Below are 18,672 nucleotides of genomic sequence, written 5' to 3' on the forward strand. Positions count from 1 at the left end.
ATTGTCTGGTGGTTACGGCGAAGAGGTCACACCCGTTCCCATCCCGAACACGGAAGTTAAGCTTTTCAGCGCCGATGGTAGTAGGGGGCTTCCCCCTGTGAGAGTAGGTCGTCGCCGGGCAATGTATATGAAGTACTCACTTTTTGTTGAGTGCTTTTTTATTTGTCTTTCATAAATTTTTTGTTGGTATTGTTAAGGGGTTATTGATAGTTATAAGATTTTAAGGTAGGATTAGGTTTGAGATATTGTAATTAGTGAAAATATAGGTAAGAGCTGTGTATGAGGGGGGATTGATGTGGGAGATGCTGTTGGAATGGTGCTCACGATTTTTATTATTAATATTTTGTATGTGTCGCTGAATACGGTGAGATTATTGATGACGATGAAAGGGTATCGTTATCGGGCGGCTATTGTGAGTGTATTCGAGATTGTGGTCTATATTGTTGCCCTTGGGATGGTTATGAGTAACTTGAATGATATTGCTAACATTGCGGCGTATGCGCTTGGTTTTGGAGTAGGTATTATTGTTGGTATGAAGATTGAGGAGCGGCTTGCTCTAGGGTATATTACGGTTAATGTGATCACGAAGGACTATAACTTGGATTTAGCTAATCAGATTAGGAACGCGGGTTATGGGGTTACTAGCTGGATTGCTAGTGGACGTGACGGAGAGCGAATGATGTTGGAGATATTAACACCTCGTAAAAATGAGAATAAATTGTATCAGCGTATTATTGCGATTGATGATAAGGCTTTTATTGTATCATCGGAGCCTAAGCAGATTTATGGTGGCTTTTGGGTTAAGCAGGTACGTGGTGGAGTTAAGAAAAAGTGACTTTCTACGGAGAGTTTCTTTTTTTTGTTAAAAATGGGACTAAACACGAACATTAAAATAGACTTTCTTTTTATCGTTCGATTTTTTGGTTGACTTTGCTGACAGGTATTGTTAGAATGAAGAGGTCAAATAGTGTTGGATAAAATAAGAATGTTGAGGAGTTGAACATTGAATGTGTGCACAAGTTGGTGTCATTATGGGAAGTACTTCTGATTGGGAGACGATGAGGAAGGCATGTGAGGTATTGGAAGAACTTGAAATTGCTTATGAGAAGAAGGTTGTTTCTGCACACCGCACACCGGATTTGATGTTTACATATGCAGAAAATGCGAGAAGTCGCGGGATTAAGGTCATTATTGCAGGGGCTGGAGGCGCGGCTCATTTGCCAGGTATGGTTGCTGCGAAGACGACTTTACCTGTTATTGGTGTTCCTATGAAGTCAAAAGCGTTAAATGGACTGGATTCTTTATTATCGATTGTGCAGATGCCTGGAGGGGTTCCAGTCGCTACTGTCGCAATAGGTGAGGCGGGTGCGGTAAATGCTGGGTTGCTCGCTGCGCAAATTTTATCGGTCGAAAATGAGGTAATTGCTAGCCGTTTGGAAAATAGACGTGATACACTAGAAGAAAATGTTCTAGAAAGTAGTGATTCTCTTGAGTAAAACGTATTTATTACCAAACAGCGTGATTGGAATTATCGGAGGTGGGCAGTTAGGCCGAATGATGGCTTTGGCTGCAAAAGCGATGGGATTTCGAGTGATTGTACTTGATCCTACTGTGGATGCTCCGTGTGGGCAAGTGGCGGATGAGCAGATTGTTGCGAATTATACAGATCTGGCAGCTTTGAAGGAATTGGCTGAGAAAAGTGATGTTGTGACATATGAATTTGAAAATGTGGATAATGATGCGATTCGTTCGATTGAAGACATTGTTCGTGTTCCGCAAGGTTCGGAGTTATTGTCGATTACGCAGGATCGTATTTTAGAAAAAGCGTATTTGGAGTCGATTAATATTAATTTGGCGCCTTATGCGGTGATTGTAGATAAGGATGATATTGTTCAGCATATTAGCAGTTTGGGCTATCCGGCGGTGCTTAAGACGACGCAGGGTGGTTATGATGGTAAGGGGCAGTATGTGATTCAAAGTGAGGATGATATTGATAAGGCGCTTGGCTTACTGCGTTTTGGGACGTGTGTGCTGGAGGCTTGGATTCCGTTTGAGCGGGAGGTTTCAGTGATCGTGGCGCGTAATGCTGCTGGACAAATTGAGACATTTCCCGTGGCGGAAAATGATCATAAGAACAATATATTGCACACGACGGTTGTGCCGGCGACGCTTGATACGGAATCGGTTCATGAGGCGGAGTCTATTGCGGTGAAGTTGGCGGAATATCTTCATTTGGAAGGTGTGCTGGCTGTTGAGATGTTTGTGACGAGTTCGGGTGCGATTTATGTAAATGAGCTGGCTCCTAGACCGCATAACTCGGGACATTTTTCGATTGAGGCTTGTAATATTTCGCAGTTTACGCAGCATATCAGAGCGATTGCTGGATTGCCGCTTTTGGAAGTGGAGTTGTTGCGTCCGGCGATGATGGTGAATATTTTGGGGCAACATGTGGATGGTGTGAATGAGGTGCTGGACGCGCATCCGGAATGGTTTGTTCATTATTATGGAAAACAAGAGGCGAAGATTGATCGCAAAATGGGGCATATAACGGTGCTCAGTGATAATCCGCTTGTGGAGATAGAAAAATTACGTGCAATGCAAATTTGGAGTTAATTGGGGGATTTGAGAAACAATGATTGAACGGTATACGAGAGAAGAAATGGGCAATATTTGGACGGAGCAAAATCGTTTTCAGGCGTGGTTGGAAGTTGAGATTCTAGCTTGTGAGGCTTGGGCGGAGCTTGGTGAAATTCCGAAAGAGGATGTAGCGAAGATTCGTGAAAATGCGACGTTTGATGTGGCGCGGATTCAGGAGATTGAGCTTGAGACGCGTCATGATGTGGTGGCGTTTACGAGAAGTGTGTCGGAATCGCTTGGTGATGAGCGCAAGTGGGTACATTATGGTTTGACGTCAACGGATGTTGTGGATACGGCTAATTCGTATATTTTGAAACAGGCCAATGAAATTTTACGTGCGGATTTGGAGCGTTTTATCGAGATTTTGGCGAACAAAGCGAAAGAGTATAAGCATACGGTTTGTATGGGGCGGACACATGGTGTGCACGCGGAGCCGACGACGTTTGGCTTGAAATTAGCGCTTTGGCATGAGGAAATGAAGCGGAATTTGGAGCGGTTTAATCGTGCTGCTGATGGTGTGGAATTCGGGAAGATTTCTGGAGCTGTTGGGACGTATGCGAACATTGATCCTTTTGTGGAGGAGTATGTATGTGAGAAATTAGGTACGACGCCGGCTCCGATTTCGACGCAGACGTTGCAACGGGATCGTCATGCGGATTATATGGCGACGCTGGCTTTGATTGCAACTTCTGTTGAGAAATTTGCTGTGGAGGTTCGTGCGCTGCAAAAGAGTGAGGTTCGTGAAGTGGAAGAGTTTTTTGCGAAGGGGCAAAAGGGGTCTTCTGCGATGCCACATAAGCGTAATCCGATTGGTTCGGAGAATGTGACTGGCTTAGCGCGTGTGATTCGTGGGCACATGGTGACGGCTTATGAGAATGTGCCGTTATGGCATGAGCGTGATATTTCGCATTCTTCTGCAGAACGGATTATTTTGCCGGATGCGACGATTTTGCTTGATTATATTTTGAATCGTTTTGGTAATATCGTGAAGAACTTGACGGTGTTCCCGGAGAATATGAAGCGCAATATGGACCGGACGCTGGGTCTGATTTATTCGCAGCGTGTGTTGTTGACGCTGATTGATAAGGGGATGGCTCGTGAGGAGGCGTATGATACGGTGCAACCTAAGGCGATGGAAGCTTGGGAGACACAAGTGCCTTTTAAGACGCTAGTTGAGGCGGAACCTAAGATTACGGATTTGCTTTCTCAGGATGAAATTGATGGCTGTTTTGATTATAATTATCATTTGAAACAGGTGGATATGATTTTTAAACGCTTAGGACTTTAAGGAAATGCATCATGAAAAACTATGAGGGATTACGGTGTCTTCATGGTTTTTCATGCTTTATATGGGTCAAAATTCTGATTTTAAAGGAGACTTTTCATAGTGGCGAATTTATTGTATGAGGGTAAGGCGAAACGGTTGTTTAGTACGAATCAGGATGGCGTGTTGCGGGTGGCGTATAAGGATGATGCAACGGCGCTGAACGGGGAGCGTAAGGAGAGTTTTGCGAGTAAGGGGCGCTTGAATAATGAGATTACGTCGCGGATTTTTACATATTTGCGAGATGCTGGGATTAAGAGTCATTTTGTGGAGCAGTTGTCGGATACGGAGCAGTTGGTGCGCTCGGTGGAGATTATTCCGCTTGAGGTTGTGGTGCGAAATGTGATTGCGGGAAGTCTTGCTAAGCGTCTTGGGGTTCCAGAGGGGACGCCGACATCACGGCCAATTGTGGAGTTTTATTATAAGGAAGATGCGCTGGATGATCCGTTTATTAATGATGCGCATGTGCTTTATTTAGAGGCGGCGACGGAGGATGAGATTGCGATTTTGAAGCAGGCGGCGCTTGAGATTAATGTGGTGTTGTGTGAATTATTCGCAAAAATGAATATTACGCTGATTGATTTTAAATTAGAATTTGGGCGTGATGAGAACGGGAATATTTTGCTTGCGGATGAGATTTCGCCGGATACGTGCCGATTATGGGATCGGGATACGAATGCCAAGCTGGATAAGGATGTCTTTCGTCGGAATATTGGGAATTTAACTGCGGTTTATGAGGAAGTTTTGAAAAGATTAAAGGAGGTTGTTTGAATGTATAATGTGAAGGTGTTTGTGACGTTGAAGAAAAGTGTGTTGGATCCGCAAGGGACGGCTGTGATGGGATCGCTGAAGAGTTTGAATTATGGCGAGGTTGAGGATGTCCGGATTGGAAAATATATGGAACTTCAAGTGGCGAAATCGGATCGTGATATTCATGCGGTCTTGGATGAAATGTGTGATAAGTTGCTGACAAACCCAGTGATGGAAGATTATCGTTATGAAATCGAGGAGGCTTAAGGATGAAATTTGCTGTCATTCAATTTCCAGGTTCGAATTGTGATTTAGATATGTTGCATGCGATAGAAGATGCGCTCGGGGAAGAGGCGGAATATGTGTGGCATGCCCAGACGAGTTTAGACGGTTTTGATGCGGTGCTTCTTCCTGGTGGTTTCTCGTATGGGGATTACTTGCGGACGGGCGCGATTGCGAAATTTGCGAACATTATGCCGGAAGTGGTGCGGTTTGCGGAAACTGGGAAACCGGTGCTTGGTGTTTGTAATGGTTTTCAGATTTTGGCGGAGAGCGGGTTGCTTCCTGGGGCTTTGATTCGGAATAATAATCTTCATTTTGTTTGTAAAACGGTGAGTTTGCGTGTGGAGAACGCGGAGACGATGTTTACGTCGGAATATGCGGTTGGGGAGGAGATTCGGATTCCTGTGGCGCATGGTGAGGGGAATTATTATTGTGATGATGTGACGCTTGAGGAATTGCGGGCGAATGGGCAAATTGTGTTCACATATGCTTCGGAAAACCCTAATGGGAGTATTGCGAATATTGCTGGGATTACGAATAAGGCTGGAAATGTACTTGGTATGATGCCGCATCCGGAGCGTGCTGTGGAGGACGTTGTTGGTGGAACGGCTGGACTTGGTGTTTTTAAATCGATGTTGAAGGCTTGGAAGGAGGAACAAGTACATGCTTAATGTGAATCAGGAACCGTCAGCGGCGCAAATTGAGGAACAGAAAATTTATGAGACGATGGGGCTCAGTGAGAGTGAGTATGGTCTTGTTTGTGATATTTTGAAGAGAAAACCGAACTATACGGAGACGGGCTTGTTTTCGGTAATGTGGTCGGAACATTGTAGTTATAAAAATTCAAAACCGGTGTTGCGCAAGTTCCCGACGGAGGGCCCGCAAGTGTTGCAAGGTCCTGGTGAGGGTGCTGGGATTGTCGATATTGGTGATGGACTTGGCGTTGCTTTTAAAGTGGAGAGTCATAATCATCCGTCTTATGTGGAGCCGTATCAAGGCGCTGCGACTGGTGTTGGTGGCATTATTCGCGATGTATTTTCGATGGGCGCGCGTCCAATTGCGATGCTGAACTCGCTTCGTTTTGGTGAGATTGATAATCCGCATACGAAATATTTGGTGAATGAGGTTGTGGCTGGGATTGCTGGTTATGGGAATTCGATTGGGATTCCGACGGTTGGCGGCGAGGTGCAATTTGATCCGTGTTATGCGAAGAATCCGCTGGTGAATGCGATGTGTGTTGGCCTGATTGCAAAAGAGGATATTCAAAAAGGTCAGGCGCTTGGTGTTGGTAATCCAGTGATGTACGTTGGTGCGAAAACGGGGCGCGACGGGATTCATGGTGCAACTTTTGCTTCGGTGGAATTTAGTGAAGAGGGCGAGCAGCAGCGTTCGGCGGTTCAAGTTGGCGATCCGTTTATGGAGAAATTATTGCTGGAGGCGTGTCTGGACTTGATTCGCGATCATTCGGATATTTTGATTGGGATCCAGGATATGGGTGCGGCCGGCTTGGTAAGTTCGAGTTCGGAGATGGCATCGAAGGCTGGGTCTGGTTTGGAGCTCATTATGGATGATGTGCCGCAACGGGAAACGCATATGTCGGCGTATGAAATGTTGCTTTCGGAGTCGCAGGAACGGATGCTTTTATGTGTGAAAAAAGGACATGAGGCGGAAATTAAGGCGCTGTTTGAGCGTTATGGCTTGGAGGCTGTGACGATTGGAACGGTGACGGATGACAAGATGTATAAAATTGTACATCACGGGGAGGTTGTGGCGAATGTGCCGGTTGATGCGCTTGCTGAGGATGCGCCTGTGTATCATAAGCCTTCATCGGAGCCGCAGCGTTATCGTGATTTCCAAGCGGAAGAGGCTTTTGCGCCGGTTGTGACGGATGTTGTGGCGACTTGGAAAACGCTACTTGGACAGCCAACGATTGCGAGTAAACGTCATATTTATGAGCAGTTTGATTACCAAGTTCGGACGAATACGGCGGTTGCGCCAGGTTCGGATGCGGCGGTACTGCGGGTTCGTGGTACGAATAAGGCGATTGCGATGACGACGGATTGTAATTCACGTTACTTGTATTTGGATCCTGAAAAAGGTGGCCAAATTGCGGTTGCGGAAGCTGCGCGGAATATTGTTTGTTCGGGCGCGAAACCGCTGGCGATTACGGATGGTCTGAATTTTGGGAATCCGGAGAAACCGGAAATTTTCTGGGAGATTGAGAAGGCGGCGGACGGCATTAGTGCGGCTTGCTTAGAGCTTGATACACCAGTTATTTCGGGGAATGTTTCGATGTATAATGAGACGGATGGCGAAGGAATTTATCCAACGCCGGTGATTGGAATGGTTGGTTTGGTCGAGGATGTGGCGCATATTACGACGCAAAGTTTCAAAGCGGCGGGCGATGTGATTTATTTAATCGGCGAAACGAAGCCGGAATTTAGTGGTTCGGAATTGCAAAAACTGGAACAGGGCAAAATTAGTGGTCGCGCGCCTGAGCTTGATTTGCAGGTGGAGAAGCGTTATCAGCAGTTCTTGTTGACGGCGATTCGTGAGGGTCTTGTTGCTTCGGCGCATGATTTGGCAGAAGGTGGCTTGGCGGTAGCGCTTGCTGAGGCAGGCTTTGCGAACGATTTGGGCGCAGCAATCAAAGTGCCTTTTGCGGAAGAATGGTTGTTTAGTGAGTCGCAATCGCGGTTCTTGGTATCGGTGAAAGCGGATGATGCTGCAAAATTTGAGCAGTTGTTTGAAACGGAAAAAGTGGTGCGTTTAGGCAAAGTCACAGAGGTGCCAAAATTGGTGGTGCAAACGGAAAAATCAGTAATTACAGCCGAACTTAGTGAGTTAAAACAAGTTTGGGAAGGGGCTATTCCATGTCTACTGAAATAAGAGGATTGAACGAGGAATGTGGCATTTTCGGGATTTGGAATCATCCGAGTGCGGCGCAGATCACGTATTATGGTCTGCATAGTTTGCAGCATCGGGGGCAAGAGGGTGCTGGAATTGTGTCGACGGATGGCGTGACGTTAAAGGGGCATCGTAACTTGGGCTTGCTTGCGGATGTGTTTAAGCACGGGGAACTGGATGATCTTGTTGGGAAGTCGGCGATTGGCCATGTGCGTTATGCAACGGCTGGTGGCAAGAGTTTGAGCAATGTTCAACCGTTTTTATTCCACTTCCATAATTCGAGTCTGGCGCTGGCGCATAATGGGAATTTGATTAATGCGCAGACGCTACGTCAGGAGTTGGAAGAGGAAGGCGCGATTTTCCAGACGAGTTCGGATACGGAGGTGCTGGCGCATTTGCTGAAGCGCAGCCAGACGGAATCATTTGTGGAGGATTTGAAAGTGGCGCTGAACAAGGTCAAGGGTGGTTTTGCGTATATGCTTTTGACGGAGAATGAGTTGATTGCAGCGCTTGATCCGAATGGTTTTAGGCCGCTTTCGATTGGGAAAATTGGTGATTCGTACGTGATTGCTTCGGAGACGTGTGCGTTTGATACGGTTGGCGCGGAGTTTGTGCGTGATGTGGAGCCGGGTGAGCTGATTATTATTGATGATGATGGCTTGCATATTGAGAAATTTACGGAAGACGTGAAGCATTCGATTTGTAGTATGGAATATGTGTATTTTGCGCGTCCTGACTCGAATATTGCGGGAATTAATGTCCATTCGGCGCGAAAACGGATGGGGAAACGGTTGGCCAAGGAGGCTTTTGTTGAGGCGGATGTGGTGACGGGTGTTCCTGATTCGAGTATTTCGGCGGCGATTGGTTATGCGGAGGAAACGGGCATTCCGTATGAGCTGGGCTTGATTAAGAACCGGTATGTGGCGCGGACGTTTATTGAGCCGTCGCAGGAGTTACGGGAGCAAGGTGTGAAAATGAAATTGTCGGCGGTGCGCGGTGTTGTTGAGGGCAAACGGGTAGTCATGATTGATGATTCGATTGTGCGCGGAACGACGAGTCGCCGGATTGTGCAGTTATTGCGTGAGGCGGGTGCGGCAGAAGTCCATGTGCGGATTGCTTCGCCACCGCTTGCTTTTCCGTGTTTTTACGGGATTGATATTCAGACGCGGAGTGAGTTGATTGCGGCGAATTATTCGGTGGATGAAATTTGTCGGATTATCGGTGCGGATTCGCTGACGTATTTGTCGGAGGACGGCTTGGTTGAAGCAGTTGGTAAGCCGTATCCGGATGAGCCTTATGGTGGACTTTGCATGGCGTATTTTAACGGGGATTACCCGACGGAATTATTTGATTATGAAAAAGAATATTTGGCGAGTTTAGAAGCCGAGTCACGTTGAGAGGGGAATTTTGCAAATGGCAGAGAATGCGTATAGTAAGGCGGGCGTTGATGTAGAGGCGGGTTATGAGGTTGTGGAGCGGATTCAAAAGCATGTGGCTCGCACGAAGCGCAACGGTGTGATGGGCGCGATTGGCTCGTTTGGCGGAATGTTTGATCTTAGCGGGCTTGGCTTGCGTGAACCTGTGCTTGTTTCGGGGACGGATGGCGTTGGTACGAAGTTGCTGCTTGCGATTGAGGCGGATAAGCATGATACGATCGGCGTGGACTGTGTCGCGATGTGTGTGAATGATATCTTGGCGCAGGGCGCGGAACCGCTGTTTTTCTTGGATTATATTGCGACGGGAAAAACGATTCCGGGCAAGATGGAGCAGATTGTCAAAGGGGTTGCGGATGGCTGCGAGTTGGCTGGGTGCGCGCTTGTTGGCGGTGAGACGGCGGAGATGCCGGACATGTATGGTGCGGATGATTATGACTTGGCTGGATTCACGGTCGGTGCGGTCGAGAAGGCGGACGTGATTACGGGTGAAAAGGTGGCGGCTGGCGATGTCTTGATTGGTCTTCCGTCGAGTGGAATTCATAGTAATGGATACTCGTTGGTACGCAAAATTTTCTTTAAGGAGCATGACTTTGCGCTGGATACGGTTTTGCCGGAGCTTGGGGGCAAGACGCTTAGTGATGAGCTGTTGACGCCGACGCGGATTTATGTGAAGCCTGTTTTGGAAGTGATTAAAAATGTAACGGTGCATGGGATTTCGCATGTGACGGGTGGCGGTTTTATCGAGAATTTGCCACGTGTATTGCCGGAGGATTTGGCGGTGTCGATTACGCGTGACGCGTGGCCAGTTTTGCCGATTTTTGATGCGTTGCAAAGTTATGGTGAAATTGATGCGGACGAGATGTACGGCATTTTTAATATGGGAATTGGCATGGTGCTTGTTGTTGCGGCAGAAGATGCGGAACAAACGCTTGCTATTTTAGCGGAACAAGGTGAAAAAGCGTATACGATCGGAAAAGTGACGCCGAAAGAAGCTGGCGCGCAAGTCGTGTTTACAGGAGGCAACTAAGATGAAAATAGCGATTTTTGCTTCGGGATCGGGTAGTAATTTTCAGGCACTTGTGGACGACGCGATGATTAAGGAATCGGTGGCGTTGCTCGTTTGCGATAAACCGGGCGCGTATGTGTTGGATCGGGCAGAGGCGGCTGGAATTCCAGTGTTTGTCTTTGCTCCGAAGACTTTCGCGGATAAAGCGGTTTTTGAACGGGAAATCGTGGCTAAATTGCAGGAATCAGGGGTAGAATTTCTCGTTTTGGCGGGATATATGCGTTTGATCGGGTCGACATTATTGGAAGCGTATGAAAACAAGATTATCAATTTGCATCCGTCGTTACTTCCAGCGTTTCCTGGAAAAGATGCAATGGGTCAGGCACTTGCCGCGGGTGTAACGGAAACGGGTGTCACCGCGCATTTTGTAGATGCTGGAATGGACACGGGGCCGATTATCGCACAGCAGTCGGTTGCCATTTTGCCAGAAGATACGGTGGAATCGCTCGCGACGAGAATACATAAAGTAGAGCATGCATTTTATCCAGAAGTGGTCAAAAAAATAATAGGGGGACAATCATGAAAAGAGCGTTAATTAGTGTGTCAGATAAAACAGGTGTCGTGGAGTTCGCGAAATCGCTTGTGGGGCTTGGTTTTGAGATTATTTCAACGGGTGGAACGAAGAAGGCTTTAGAGGATAGTGCGGTTCCAGTGATTGGGATTGAGGCAGTGACTGATTTTCCAGAGATGTTGGACGGGCGTGTGAAGACGCTACATCCGGCGATTCATGGGGGGTTGCTTGCTCGTCGTGATGATGCGGCGCACATGGCAGCGATTGAGGCGCATGATATTGCTAAAATTGATCTCGTTTGTGTGAATTTATATCCGTTCCAAGAAACGATTGCGAAACCCGGCGTGAAGCTTGGTGAGGCGATTGAAAATATCGATATCGGCGGCCCTTCGATGTTACGTTCGGCTGCGAAAAACTATGCGGCGGTGACGGTCGTAGTGGATAGCGCGGATTATGCACCTGTTTTAGCGGAGCTTGGCGATCATGGCGCGGTCACTTTTGAAACGAATCAGCGTTTGGCGGCGAAGGTTTTCCGTCATACGGCGGCTTATGATGCGTTGATTGCGGGTTATTTGACGGAGATTGTTGGAGAGGAATTCCCTGAAAAATTAACATTGACCTATAATAAGAAACAAGATTTGCGATATGGCGAGAATCCGCATCAGGATGCGGCTTTTTATACAGAACCATTGGGTACGAAAAACTCGATTAGTGAGGCGAAACAGTTGCACGGCAAGGAGTTGTCGTACAATAATATTCGTGATACGGATGCCGCGCTTCGGATAGCTTCTGAATTTACGGAACCTGTAGCAGTGGCTGTGAAACACATGAACCCGTGCGGTGTCGGTGTTGGTGCAACGCCAGAGGAAGCGTATTTGAAGGCCTATGGAGCAGACGAAACTTCGATTTTTGGTGGGATTGTTGCGATTAATCGGGAAGTCGATGCGGCGACGGCGACACATATGAGTCAGATTTTCCTAGAAATCATTATCGCGCCTAGTTTTTCGGAGGAGGCATTCGCGATTTTAGCACAGAAGAAAAATATTCGCTTGCTGACGGTTCCTTTTGCGGGTCCTGTGAACGCGGTCGAAAAAACGTCGGTGATTGGTGGATTATTGCTGCAAGATGGCGACGCGGTGGCAGAAGATGTGGCGACGTATGAAGTCGTGACGGATGCAGAGCCAACGGAAAATGAGTGGAAAGCACTTGTTGCCCAGTGGAAAATTGTGAAGCATGTGAAGTCGAACGCGATTGTCGTTGGAAATGCGTCACAAACGCTTGGAATTGGCGCGGGTCAGATGAATCGGATTGGCTCGGCGCTGATTGCCTTGAATCAAGCGGGAGACAAGGCGCAGGGCGCAGTTCTGGCTTCAGATGCCTTTTTCCCGATGGACGATACGGTGGAAGCTGCGGCTAAAGCTGGTATAAAAGCGATTATCCAACCGGGTGGCTCAATCAAGGATAAAGATTCGATTGCGATGGCGAATAAGCACGGTATTGCAATGGTTCTCACACATGTCCGCCATTTTAAACATTAAAGGAGCGTGTCGATGCGATGAAAATTTTAGTTGTCGGAAGCGGTGGTCGTGAGCATGCGATCAGTAAGAAATTGCTTGAAAGTAACGATGTAGAAACGGTATTTTGCGCGCCTGGAAATGACGGGATGCTGGGCGATGGCATTGAAACACACGCTATTTCAGAGACAGACGCGGCGGCTTTGATTTCATTTTCGAAAGAGCAGGCTGTCGATTGGGTCATTGTCGGTCCAGAAGTACCACTGCTAAACGGTTTGGTGGATGATTTTGAAGAAGCTGGGATCAAAGCTTTCGGACCATCGAAAAAAGCAGCCTTAATTGAGGGAAGCAAGGATTTTGCGAAACAGTTCATGAAAAAATACGCGATTCCAACAGCTGATTCGGAGTCGTTTACGGATTACGAGAAAGCATCTCTGTATCTACAAGAAAAAGGTGTACCAATCGTGATAAAAGCGGATGGTTTAGCGGCTGGGAAAGGCGTCGTGGTCGCTTTTGATATGGAAGAAGCGGTACTTGCTTTAAAAGATATGATGCTGGACAGTAAGTTTGGCGAAGCGTCAGCGAAAGTGGTGATTGAGGACTTTTTAGCTGGTGAGGAATTTTCGTTGATGGCTTTCGTACGCGGTGAAAAAGTGTATCCGATGGCGATTGCGCAAGATCATAAACGGGCATATGAAGGCGACAAAGGACCAAATACGGGTGGAATGGGCGCTTATTCGCCTGTGCCGCACATAGCGCAAACCACTGTCGATGAAGCGATTCAGAAAATTTTATTTCCAGCGGCAAAAGGGATGGTCGCGGAGGATCGTTCGTTTTCAGGCATTTTATATGCAGGCTTAATTGTGACCGAAGATGGGCCGAAAGTGATTGAGTTTAACGCGCGCTTTGGAGATCCTGAAACGCAAGTGGTGTTGCCTCGCTTGAAATCTGATTTTGCGAAGGTTATTGATGCTTTGTTGCACGACCGGGAACCAGCGCTTGAATGGGAGTCGGATGGGGTCACACTTGGCGTTGTCTTGGCGAGTGCGGGATATCCTGAGGAGTACGCGAAAGGCAATGTAATAACTGGACTTGCGGATGTAGAAGCTGAGGTTTTCCACGCGGGAACGAAGCGGGCAAAAGATGGCGATGCTTTTCTATCAAATGGTGGGCGCGTGTTGCTTGTGTCGACAACAGCTGAATCGATGACAGAAGCGCAAACACAACTTTATAAAGAAATGAAGAAGCTTGATAACCCAGATTTCTTTTATCGGATGGATATTGGGACGAAAGCTGTTAAATAAGAAAAACGTGCAGTATACCTCAAAATTTTTGAGATGTACTGCACGTTTTTGTATGGATTAAAAAGCACCGCCACCTGAGCCGCCGCCACCTCCACCGCTGGAGCCGCCGCTGAATCCACCGCCACTTCCTGTGGTTGAGGATGCACTGCTTGCCAATGCGCCACTAAAGGAGCTTTCGAAAGAGTTTTGGAAGCTTTCTGCAAAGGCTGTGTCCATATTTGCGTGGTTTACACTGCCCAGCATTGCGCCACCGTAGTAATAGTAAAGCAATCCAGAATGCTGCTGTACTTGCTCTGGTGTGAAGTGAATCGATGCTGCTTTTAGGACTTCTTTTGTTAGTCCTAGTGAAATGGAGTAGGAAAGGTAATGATCCCAAATTGCGATGGAGCCAACGTCTGCGATATCCATATTCGCAACATCTTTCATGTAGTGTCTAAATGCGTGCCATTTCGCAAACTCCTCTGTCCCTTCTTGATTTTTAATGGGAAACTGGGTAATCCAAAAAACAATTAGAATAACGAAAGCGACAATGCTAACAATACAAGCAAACAGGGAGAAAATACCCGCAAAAATGCTGAAAATAATGATAGCGACGCCAATCAAAATACTAGCCGTTAAAGCACCAATTAGTAGTTTCGTTGCTTTGGAACTTGCTTCTTTATCGAAGTAATCATATTTATTGGCTTCGTTACTCACACTGTTTTTCCAGCTGGTAAAAGTGGTTCGGAAAGTAGTCGTATTTTTTTTCGCGTAGGCATTTATTTCTTTTAGCGTGACTTTTTCACCATCTCCAATTTTATCTATGAGCCATGTAATGAGTCTAGTTTCGTGTGATAAAAGCTCTATTGGAGAGGGAACTGGTAATTTTGTGATGGTGTATGTTGCTTTTTTCTTGTTGCCAGAAGGGTGTGGAAGTTCTTCGATGGTGAGCTGTCTTTTGCGAACTAAATCCATGATGGTCGCAACGATATCATTAGCTCCTGTCTGCATGAAAATAAGCTTATTCATAACAGCAGGCGACATGTCGAGCGGAATATCATGGCAATACTTATCTTTGAAAACAGCTGTTTTTGATTTCGTGTACTTTACATATGTCACAATAATGGTGGTGAGAATAATTAATAAAATAAGCAAACTGCCACCATAAAAAATGGTTTTTGCGACTGTTCGTTTAAAATTAGCTTGATCCGCCAGCTTGGCTTCTTGCGCTTGAATGGCGGCCTTTTTATCGACAGCTTGGATATTTTGATTGAAAGGTACAATATTATTTGGAAAAATAACGTGAGCTTCAACAAATTGCCCAGCTTTGATATTATCGGCGGTTAGCTTCACGGTTTTATTATCCTGTAGTGTAACCTCTCCGTCTAGCGGTCCGTGCGCCCATGCTTGAAGTTCTCCATTTTGTGTTGCTTTAGGAAGCATAATGGTGATAGCCACATGATCTAGCGTTTCTTCCCAATTACTTCCGACTAGTTTTCGATTGAATTCTGCGGTATCATTGTAATTGGTAATCACATTTTTTAGTGTGTACGTATAGGTAAAATCTTTTTTCGCTGTATCGGTTGGGGAGTAAACGCGAATTTTCAATGTATCGCCAGCATAATTTGCTTTAAAAGTTCCGGTTTGTTCGGAGTTACTGCTAACAAAGGCTTGATCATCTACAGCTACTTGCAGGTCTGTAATCTGCGGCAACCCTGATGTATCAATATCCATCGTGGCGCCATTAAATGCACCATCGAAATCATAGCGGACATTTTCAGTGATTCTTGCTGTTCCGTTTTGCTGAATCTGGACATAGTTTTCATACTTGGGTATTGTAAAAGAGCGATCCGCCGATACTGGCAGATGAAATGTTATGAGAATCATGAATAAGAGTGAGAAAAATAAGATAATTTTTACTTTCATGCTGTGACCTCCCTTTTTATAGAATTAGTATAGCATGTTCGCGTTACTTTTTGAACCTTCTTGTTGTGTTATTTACACTAGTACGTTAAAATGGTAAAGAAGAGTCTGAGTAAAATGGAGGTATACGCATGCAAATAGAAAAACTGCGTGGTGAAGGTCTAGACACGTTTTTTAAAGGGATCTTAGCACTGGAGAATTTAGAAGAATGTTATGCTTTCTTCGATGATGTATGCACAGTAAATGAAATTCAATCAATGTCGCAACGCTTTCAAGTGGCTAGAATGCTACACGACGGCAAGACATATAATGTTATTGAAGCAGAAACCGGCGCCAGCACGGCAACGATTTCCCGCGTAAAACGTTCTTTAAATTACGGAAACGATATGTATGAAGTTGTTTTTGATCGAATGAAGGATAAATAAGATAAATTAGTCTTCCAAATTATGTTTTTAGGTGAAATAAAAAGCGTTCCGAAATGGAACGCTTTTTGCTATTAAATTAAAAAGGTAAGATGCCAATCGCATACAGGAAAACTAGTATAATCGCGAGTGGAGCTACGTATTTTAGTAGTAATAACCAGATGAAGAAAAACTTCTTACCGAATCGGCTGTTTGCTGTAAATTCTTCCCATAGTAGTTGGCGTGGCAAACGGAATCCGACGAAAATGGCTGTGAATAGGGCGCCTAATGGTAGAATAATATTTGATGCTAAGTAATCTGAGGCTGCGAATATCGTCATACCGAAGATGGTGACGTGACTCCAAATCCCAAAGCTTAGCGCTGCTGGAATAGTCAGCAGGAAGATGATTCCGCCCATAACCCAAGTCGCTATTGTTCGTCCTCCTAGTCGCTTCATAAATGGTGCTGTTGCAGTTTCGAGTAAAGAAAAACTAGATGACAGTGCCGCGAAGAAGAATAGAATCAGGAAGACGATAAAGAAGAAGGTCCCAAACGGTAGTTGATTAAAAATAGAAGGCAGTATCACGAACAGGATACCTGGCCCCATATTTGGGACAATGCCAAACGAAAATACGGCAGGAAAGATGGCTAACCCGACGAAAAGCGATATAATGAGGCTTAAAATGGCAACAACTGCTGAAGAGCCTGGAATACTTGTTTTGCGATTCAGGTAAGAGCCATAAGTAACCATGAGAGAAATACCCACGCTTAACGAAAAGAAAGCTTGTCCTAAAATAATAATAATCGTCTTGCTATCTATTTTTGAGAAGTCGGGACGTAGGAAATAGTGAAGACCATCCAAGGCGTTAGGTAGCGTTAAGGACCGAATAATTAGAATAATAAAAAGAATGAATAGCGCTGGAAGAATAAATTTACTCATGCGCTCAATTCCAGCCTGAATGCCTTGTGTTACGACGAGTACAACTAATAGAAGAAAGATACCAGTTCCTGCGATGGCGATGGCTGTATTGGCTGTTACTAAATCAAATTGAAGGGCTAGTTGTGCTTGATTGCCGTGGCTGACGGAGCCACTAATTGCTTTTACAATGTAACCCAGAATCCAACCACCTACGACACCGTAAAAAGCAAGGACTAAGATGGAGCCAAAAACGCCCATTTTTCCAAGTAAATTCCAATGCGTATTAGGTGCAAGGACTTTGTAAGCATTGATAGCATCGCTTTGTGAGCTGCGTCCAATAATAAATTCACCGATCAAGATGGGCAGAACAACTAAAAAAGTAAGTGCTGTAAATAAAAGAAAGAATGCGCCGCCGCCAGCAGTGGAAGCGATGTAAGGTAATTTCCAAATAGCACCGATTCCGATGGCGGAACCAGCAGAAGCTAAAACGAATCCCCATTTCGAACTCCATTGTTCTCTATTTCTATTCATCGCCGACTTCCTTTCATATCAAAAAAGACTGGGACACAACTCGAACTAAGGAGAAAACGCCTAACCCTGTGCTGGGGAAAGGATGAAAACGTCACTTGATACAACTCGAACACTTCTTGTCGATTTATCTGAGCTATGCACCAGACTCCTATCGCTATAGAATCTGATTTTATAGGTTTATCATAGCACAGAATTTTTCTGATTGCATCCCTCTTTTTGGGAAAAGTTAAAGATTTTCATAAAAGCGTCTAGGAAGTGGTGCGGGAGTTACTCAAAAATGGTATACTTATAGGTGGCGCGTGACGCGACAAACGCTCATCTTCGTCGTTAAAACCTGTGCTCCGATACTCTCGTACAGTCGTACGCTCCGTTTCGGTGCTCGGCTTTGCCTAGAATCTGAGTATTTGTCGCGTCACGCTAGTTCGTAGGGAGTTCATGGTGGAGGGGCTATTAGTGAGACATTTATTTAAGTTGGATCCTGCGAAGGTTTTGCCGGATGGGGCTGTGGATCGGTTGGTTCGGTCTGGTACGGATGGTTTTATTATCGGGGGATCGGATGGATTGCAGATGGATGCGGTGCAGGACTTGTTTCGGGATTTTGCGAGTCGGGGGTTGCCGGTTTTTATGGAGGTTAGCGATGAGGCAATGATTGTGCCTGGTGCGAGCCAATACTTGATTCCGGTGGTGCTGAATACGACCGATGTGAAGTGGTTACTTGGTGCGCATCATGGGATAGTGAAGCAGTATGGTGACTTTATTCCGTGGCCGCATGTTTTGGTGGAAGGGTATTGTATTTTAAATCCGGATGCGAAGGCGGCGCAACTGGCGAAGGCGAATACGGATTTGACGGAAAGTGATGTTGCGGCTTACGCGAGTATTGCGGAAAATATGCTGCGATTGCCGATTTTTTATATCGAATATAGTGGTGTTTTTGGTGATAGTCGAATGGTTCAAGCCGCGCGGGATGAGCTTGTGAACACGAAGCTTTGGTACGGTGGTGGCATCAGGACGATTGACGAGGCGCGCGAAATGAGTGAAATCGCGGATGTGATTATCGTCGGTAATATTTTGTATGAAGATTTTGAGCAGGCGTTGGAAACGGTAAGTGCGGTTTTATAATATCACTTGCTTTCGGTTGTTTAAAAAGTTAAAATAAGAACAAATGTTTGTATTGGCGGTGTGAGGATA

The 18,672-nt window shown here is 45.8% G+C and carries 17 protein-coding genes and 1 rRNA gene; 16 read left to right on the plus strand and 2 right to left on the minus strand.

Annotated features, from left to right (window positions below; genetic code table 11):
* Positions 1–4 precede the first annotated feature (4 nt).
* From rrf to purD, 14 genes are all read left to right on the plus strand, one after another.
* A 5S ribosomal RNA gene (gene rrf, locus HPK16_RS10870) occupies positions 5–120 on the plus strand.
* 193 nt (positions 121–313) lie between these two features.
* Entirely contained in the window at positions 314–835 is a 522-nt protein-coding gene (locus HPK16_RS10875) for a DUF2179 domain-containing protein (protein ID WP_220132324.1), read from the plus strand.
* A gap of 172 nt (positions 836–1,007) precedes the next feature.
* On the plus strand, positions 1,008–1,496 hold the full coding sequence (purE, locus tag HPK16_RS10880; protein ID WP_036061604.1) for a 5-(carboxyamino)imidazole ribonucleotide mutase: 489 nt from the start codon (positions 1,008–1,010) through the stop codon (positions 1,494–1,496).
* Entirely contained in the window at positions 1,489–2,613 is a 1,125-nt protein-coding gene (gene purK / locus HPK16_RS10885) for a 5-(carboxyamino)imidazole ribonucleotide synthase (protein ID WP_036061605.1), read from the plus strand. Before purE ends, purK begins: the two co-directional genes overlap by 8 nt.
* Positions 2,614–2,632: 19 nt before the next feature.
* Positions 2,633–3,925, plus strand: a complete 1,293-nt coding sequence (purB, locus tag HPK16_RS10890) for an adenylosuccinate lyase (protein ID WP_036061607.1) — start codon at positions 2,633–2,635, stop codon at positions 3,923–3,925.
* Positions 3,926–4,024: 99 nt separating this feature from the next.
* On the plus strand, positions 4,025–4,732 hold the full coding sequence (gene purC / locus HPK16_RS10895) for a phosphoribosylaminoimidazolesuccinocarboxamide synthase (RefSeq protein ID WP_425487931.1): 708 nt from the start codon (positions 4,025–4,027) through the stop codon (positions 4,730–4,732).
* Positions 4,733–4,978 (plus strand): phosphoribosylformylglycinamidine synthase subunit PurS, encoded by a 246-nt coding sequence (gene purS / locus HPK16_RS10900; RefSeq protein WP_036066366.1) that lies wholly within the window; start codon positions 4,733–4,735, stop codon positions 4,976–4,978. It begins immediately after the preceding gene.
* Between the two features lie 2 nt (positions 4,979–4,980).
* The gene (gene purQ, locus HPK16_RS10905) at positions 4,981–5,664 is read left to right on the plus strand and encodes a phosphoribosylformylglycinamidine synthase subunit PurQ (RefSeq protein WP_181676989.1); all 684 of its coding nucleotides are present in this window, start codon (positions 4,981–4,983) and stop codon (positions 5,662–5,664) included.
* The gene (gene purL, locus HPK16_RS10910; RefSeq protein WP_181676990.1) at positions 5,657–7,882 is read left to right on the plus strand and encodes a phosphoribosylformylglycinamidine synthase subunit PurL; all 2,226 of its coding nucleotides are present in this window, start codon (positions 5,657–5,659) and stop codon (positions 7,880–7,882) included. The genes purQ and purL overlap by 8 nt, the downstream gene beginning before the upstream one ends.
* Positions 7,867–9,297, plus strand: coding sequence for an amidophosphoribosyltransferase (gene purF, locus HPK16_RS10915; RefSeq protein ID WP_181676991.1), 1,431 nt, complete (start codon positions 7,867–7,869; stop codon positions 9,295–9,297). The genes purL and purF overlap by 16 nt, the downstream gene beginning before the upstream one ends.
* A gap of 16 nt (positions 9,298–9,313) precedes the next feature.
* Positions 9,314–10,363, plus strand: a complete 1,050-nt coding sequence (gene purM, locus HPK16_RS10920) for a phosphoribosylformylglycinamidine cyclo-ligase (RefSeq protein ID WP_181676992.1) — start codon at positions 9,314–9,316, stop codon at positions 10,361–10,363.
* Between the two features lies 1 nt (position 10,364).
* Positions 10,365–10,925, plus strand: a complete 561-nt coding sequence (gene purN / locus HPK16_RS10925; protein WP_181676993.1) for a phosphoribosylglycinamide formyltransferase — start codon at positions 10,365–10,367, stop codon at positions 10,923–10,925.
* On the plus strand, positions 10,922–12,451 hold the full coding sequence (purH, locus tag HPK16_RS10930) for a bifunctional phosphoribosylaminoimidazolecarboxamide formyltransferase/IMP cyclohydrolase (RefSeq protein ID WP_181676994.1): 1,530 nt from the start codon (positions 10,922–10,924) through the stop codon (positions 12,449–12,451). Before purN ends, purH begins: the two co-directional genes overlap by 4 nt.
* Positions 12,452–12,468: 17 nt before the next feature.
* Positions 12,469–13,731: a phosphoribosylamine--glycine ligase gene (gene purD, locus HPK16_RS10935; protein WP_181676995.1), complete on the plus strand. Its 1,263-nt coding sequence runs from the start codon at positions 12,469–12,471 to the stop codon at positions 13,729–13,731.
* 57 nt (positions 13,732–13,788) lie between these two features.
* Here the strand turns inward: purD and HPK16_RS10940 are convergent, their stop codons facing one another.
* Positions 13,789–15,636, minus strand: coding sequence for a DUF2207 domain-containing protein (locus tag HPK16_RS10940; protein ID WP_181676996.1), 1,848 nt, complete (start codon positions 15,634–15,636; stop codon positions 13,789–13,791).
* A 128-nt stretch (positions 15,637–15,764) separates the two neighbouring features.
* Here HPK16_RS10940 and HPK16_RS10945 point away from each other — a divergent pair, with 128 nt between their 5' ends.
* Positions 15,765–16,058 (plus strand): YerC/YecD family TrpR-related protein, encoded by a 294-nt coding sequence (locus HPK16_RS10945; protein WP_036130617.1) that lies wholly within the window; start codon positions 15,765–15,767, stop codon positions 16,056–16,058.
* 76 nt (positions 16,059–16,134) lie between these two features.
* Here the strand turns inward: HPK16_RS10945 and HPK16_RS10950 are convergent, their stop codons facing one another.
* Positions 16,135–17,484, minus strand: a complete 1,350-nt coding sequence (locus HPK16_RS10950) for a sodium-dependent transporter (protein WP_181676997.1) — start codon at positions 17,482–17,484, stop codon at positions 16,135–16,137.
* A 453-nt stretch (positions 17,485–17,937) separates the two neighbouring features.
* Here HPK16_RS10950 and pcrB point away from each other — a divergent pair, with 453 nt between their 5' ends.
* Complete coding sequence (gene pcrB, locus HPK16_RS10955) at positions 17,938–18,603, plus strand: heptaprenylglyceryl phosphate synthase (protein ID WP_181676998.1); 666 nt, start codon at positions 17,938–17,940, stop codon at positions 18,601–18,603.
* Positions 18,604–18,672: the final 69 nt, after the last annotated feature.

This window comes from Paenilisteria rustica (assembly GCF_013820765.1).
Taxonomy (GTDB): Bacteria; Bacillota; Bacilli; order Lactobacillales; family Listeriaceae; genus Listeria_A; species Listeria_A rustica.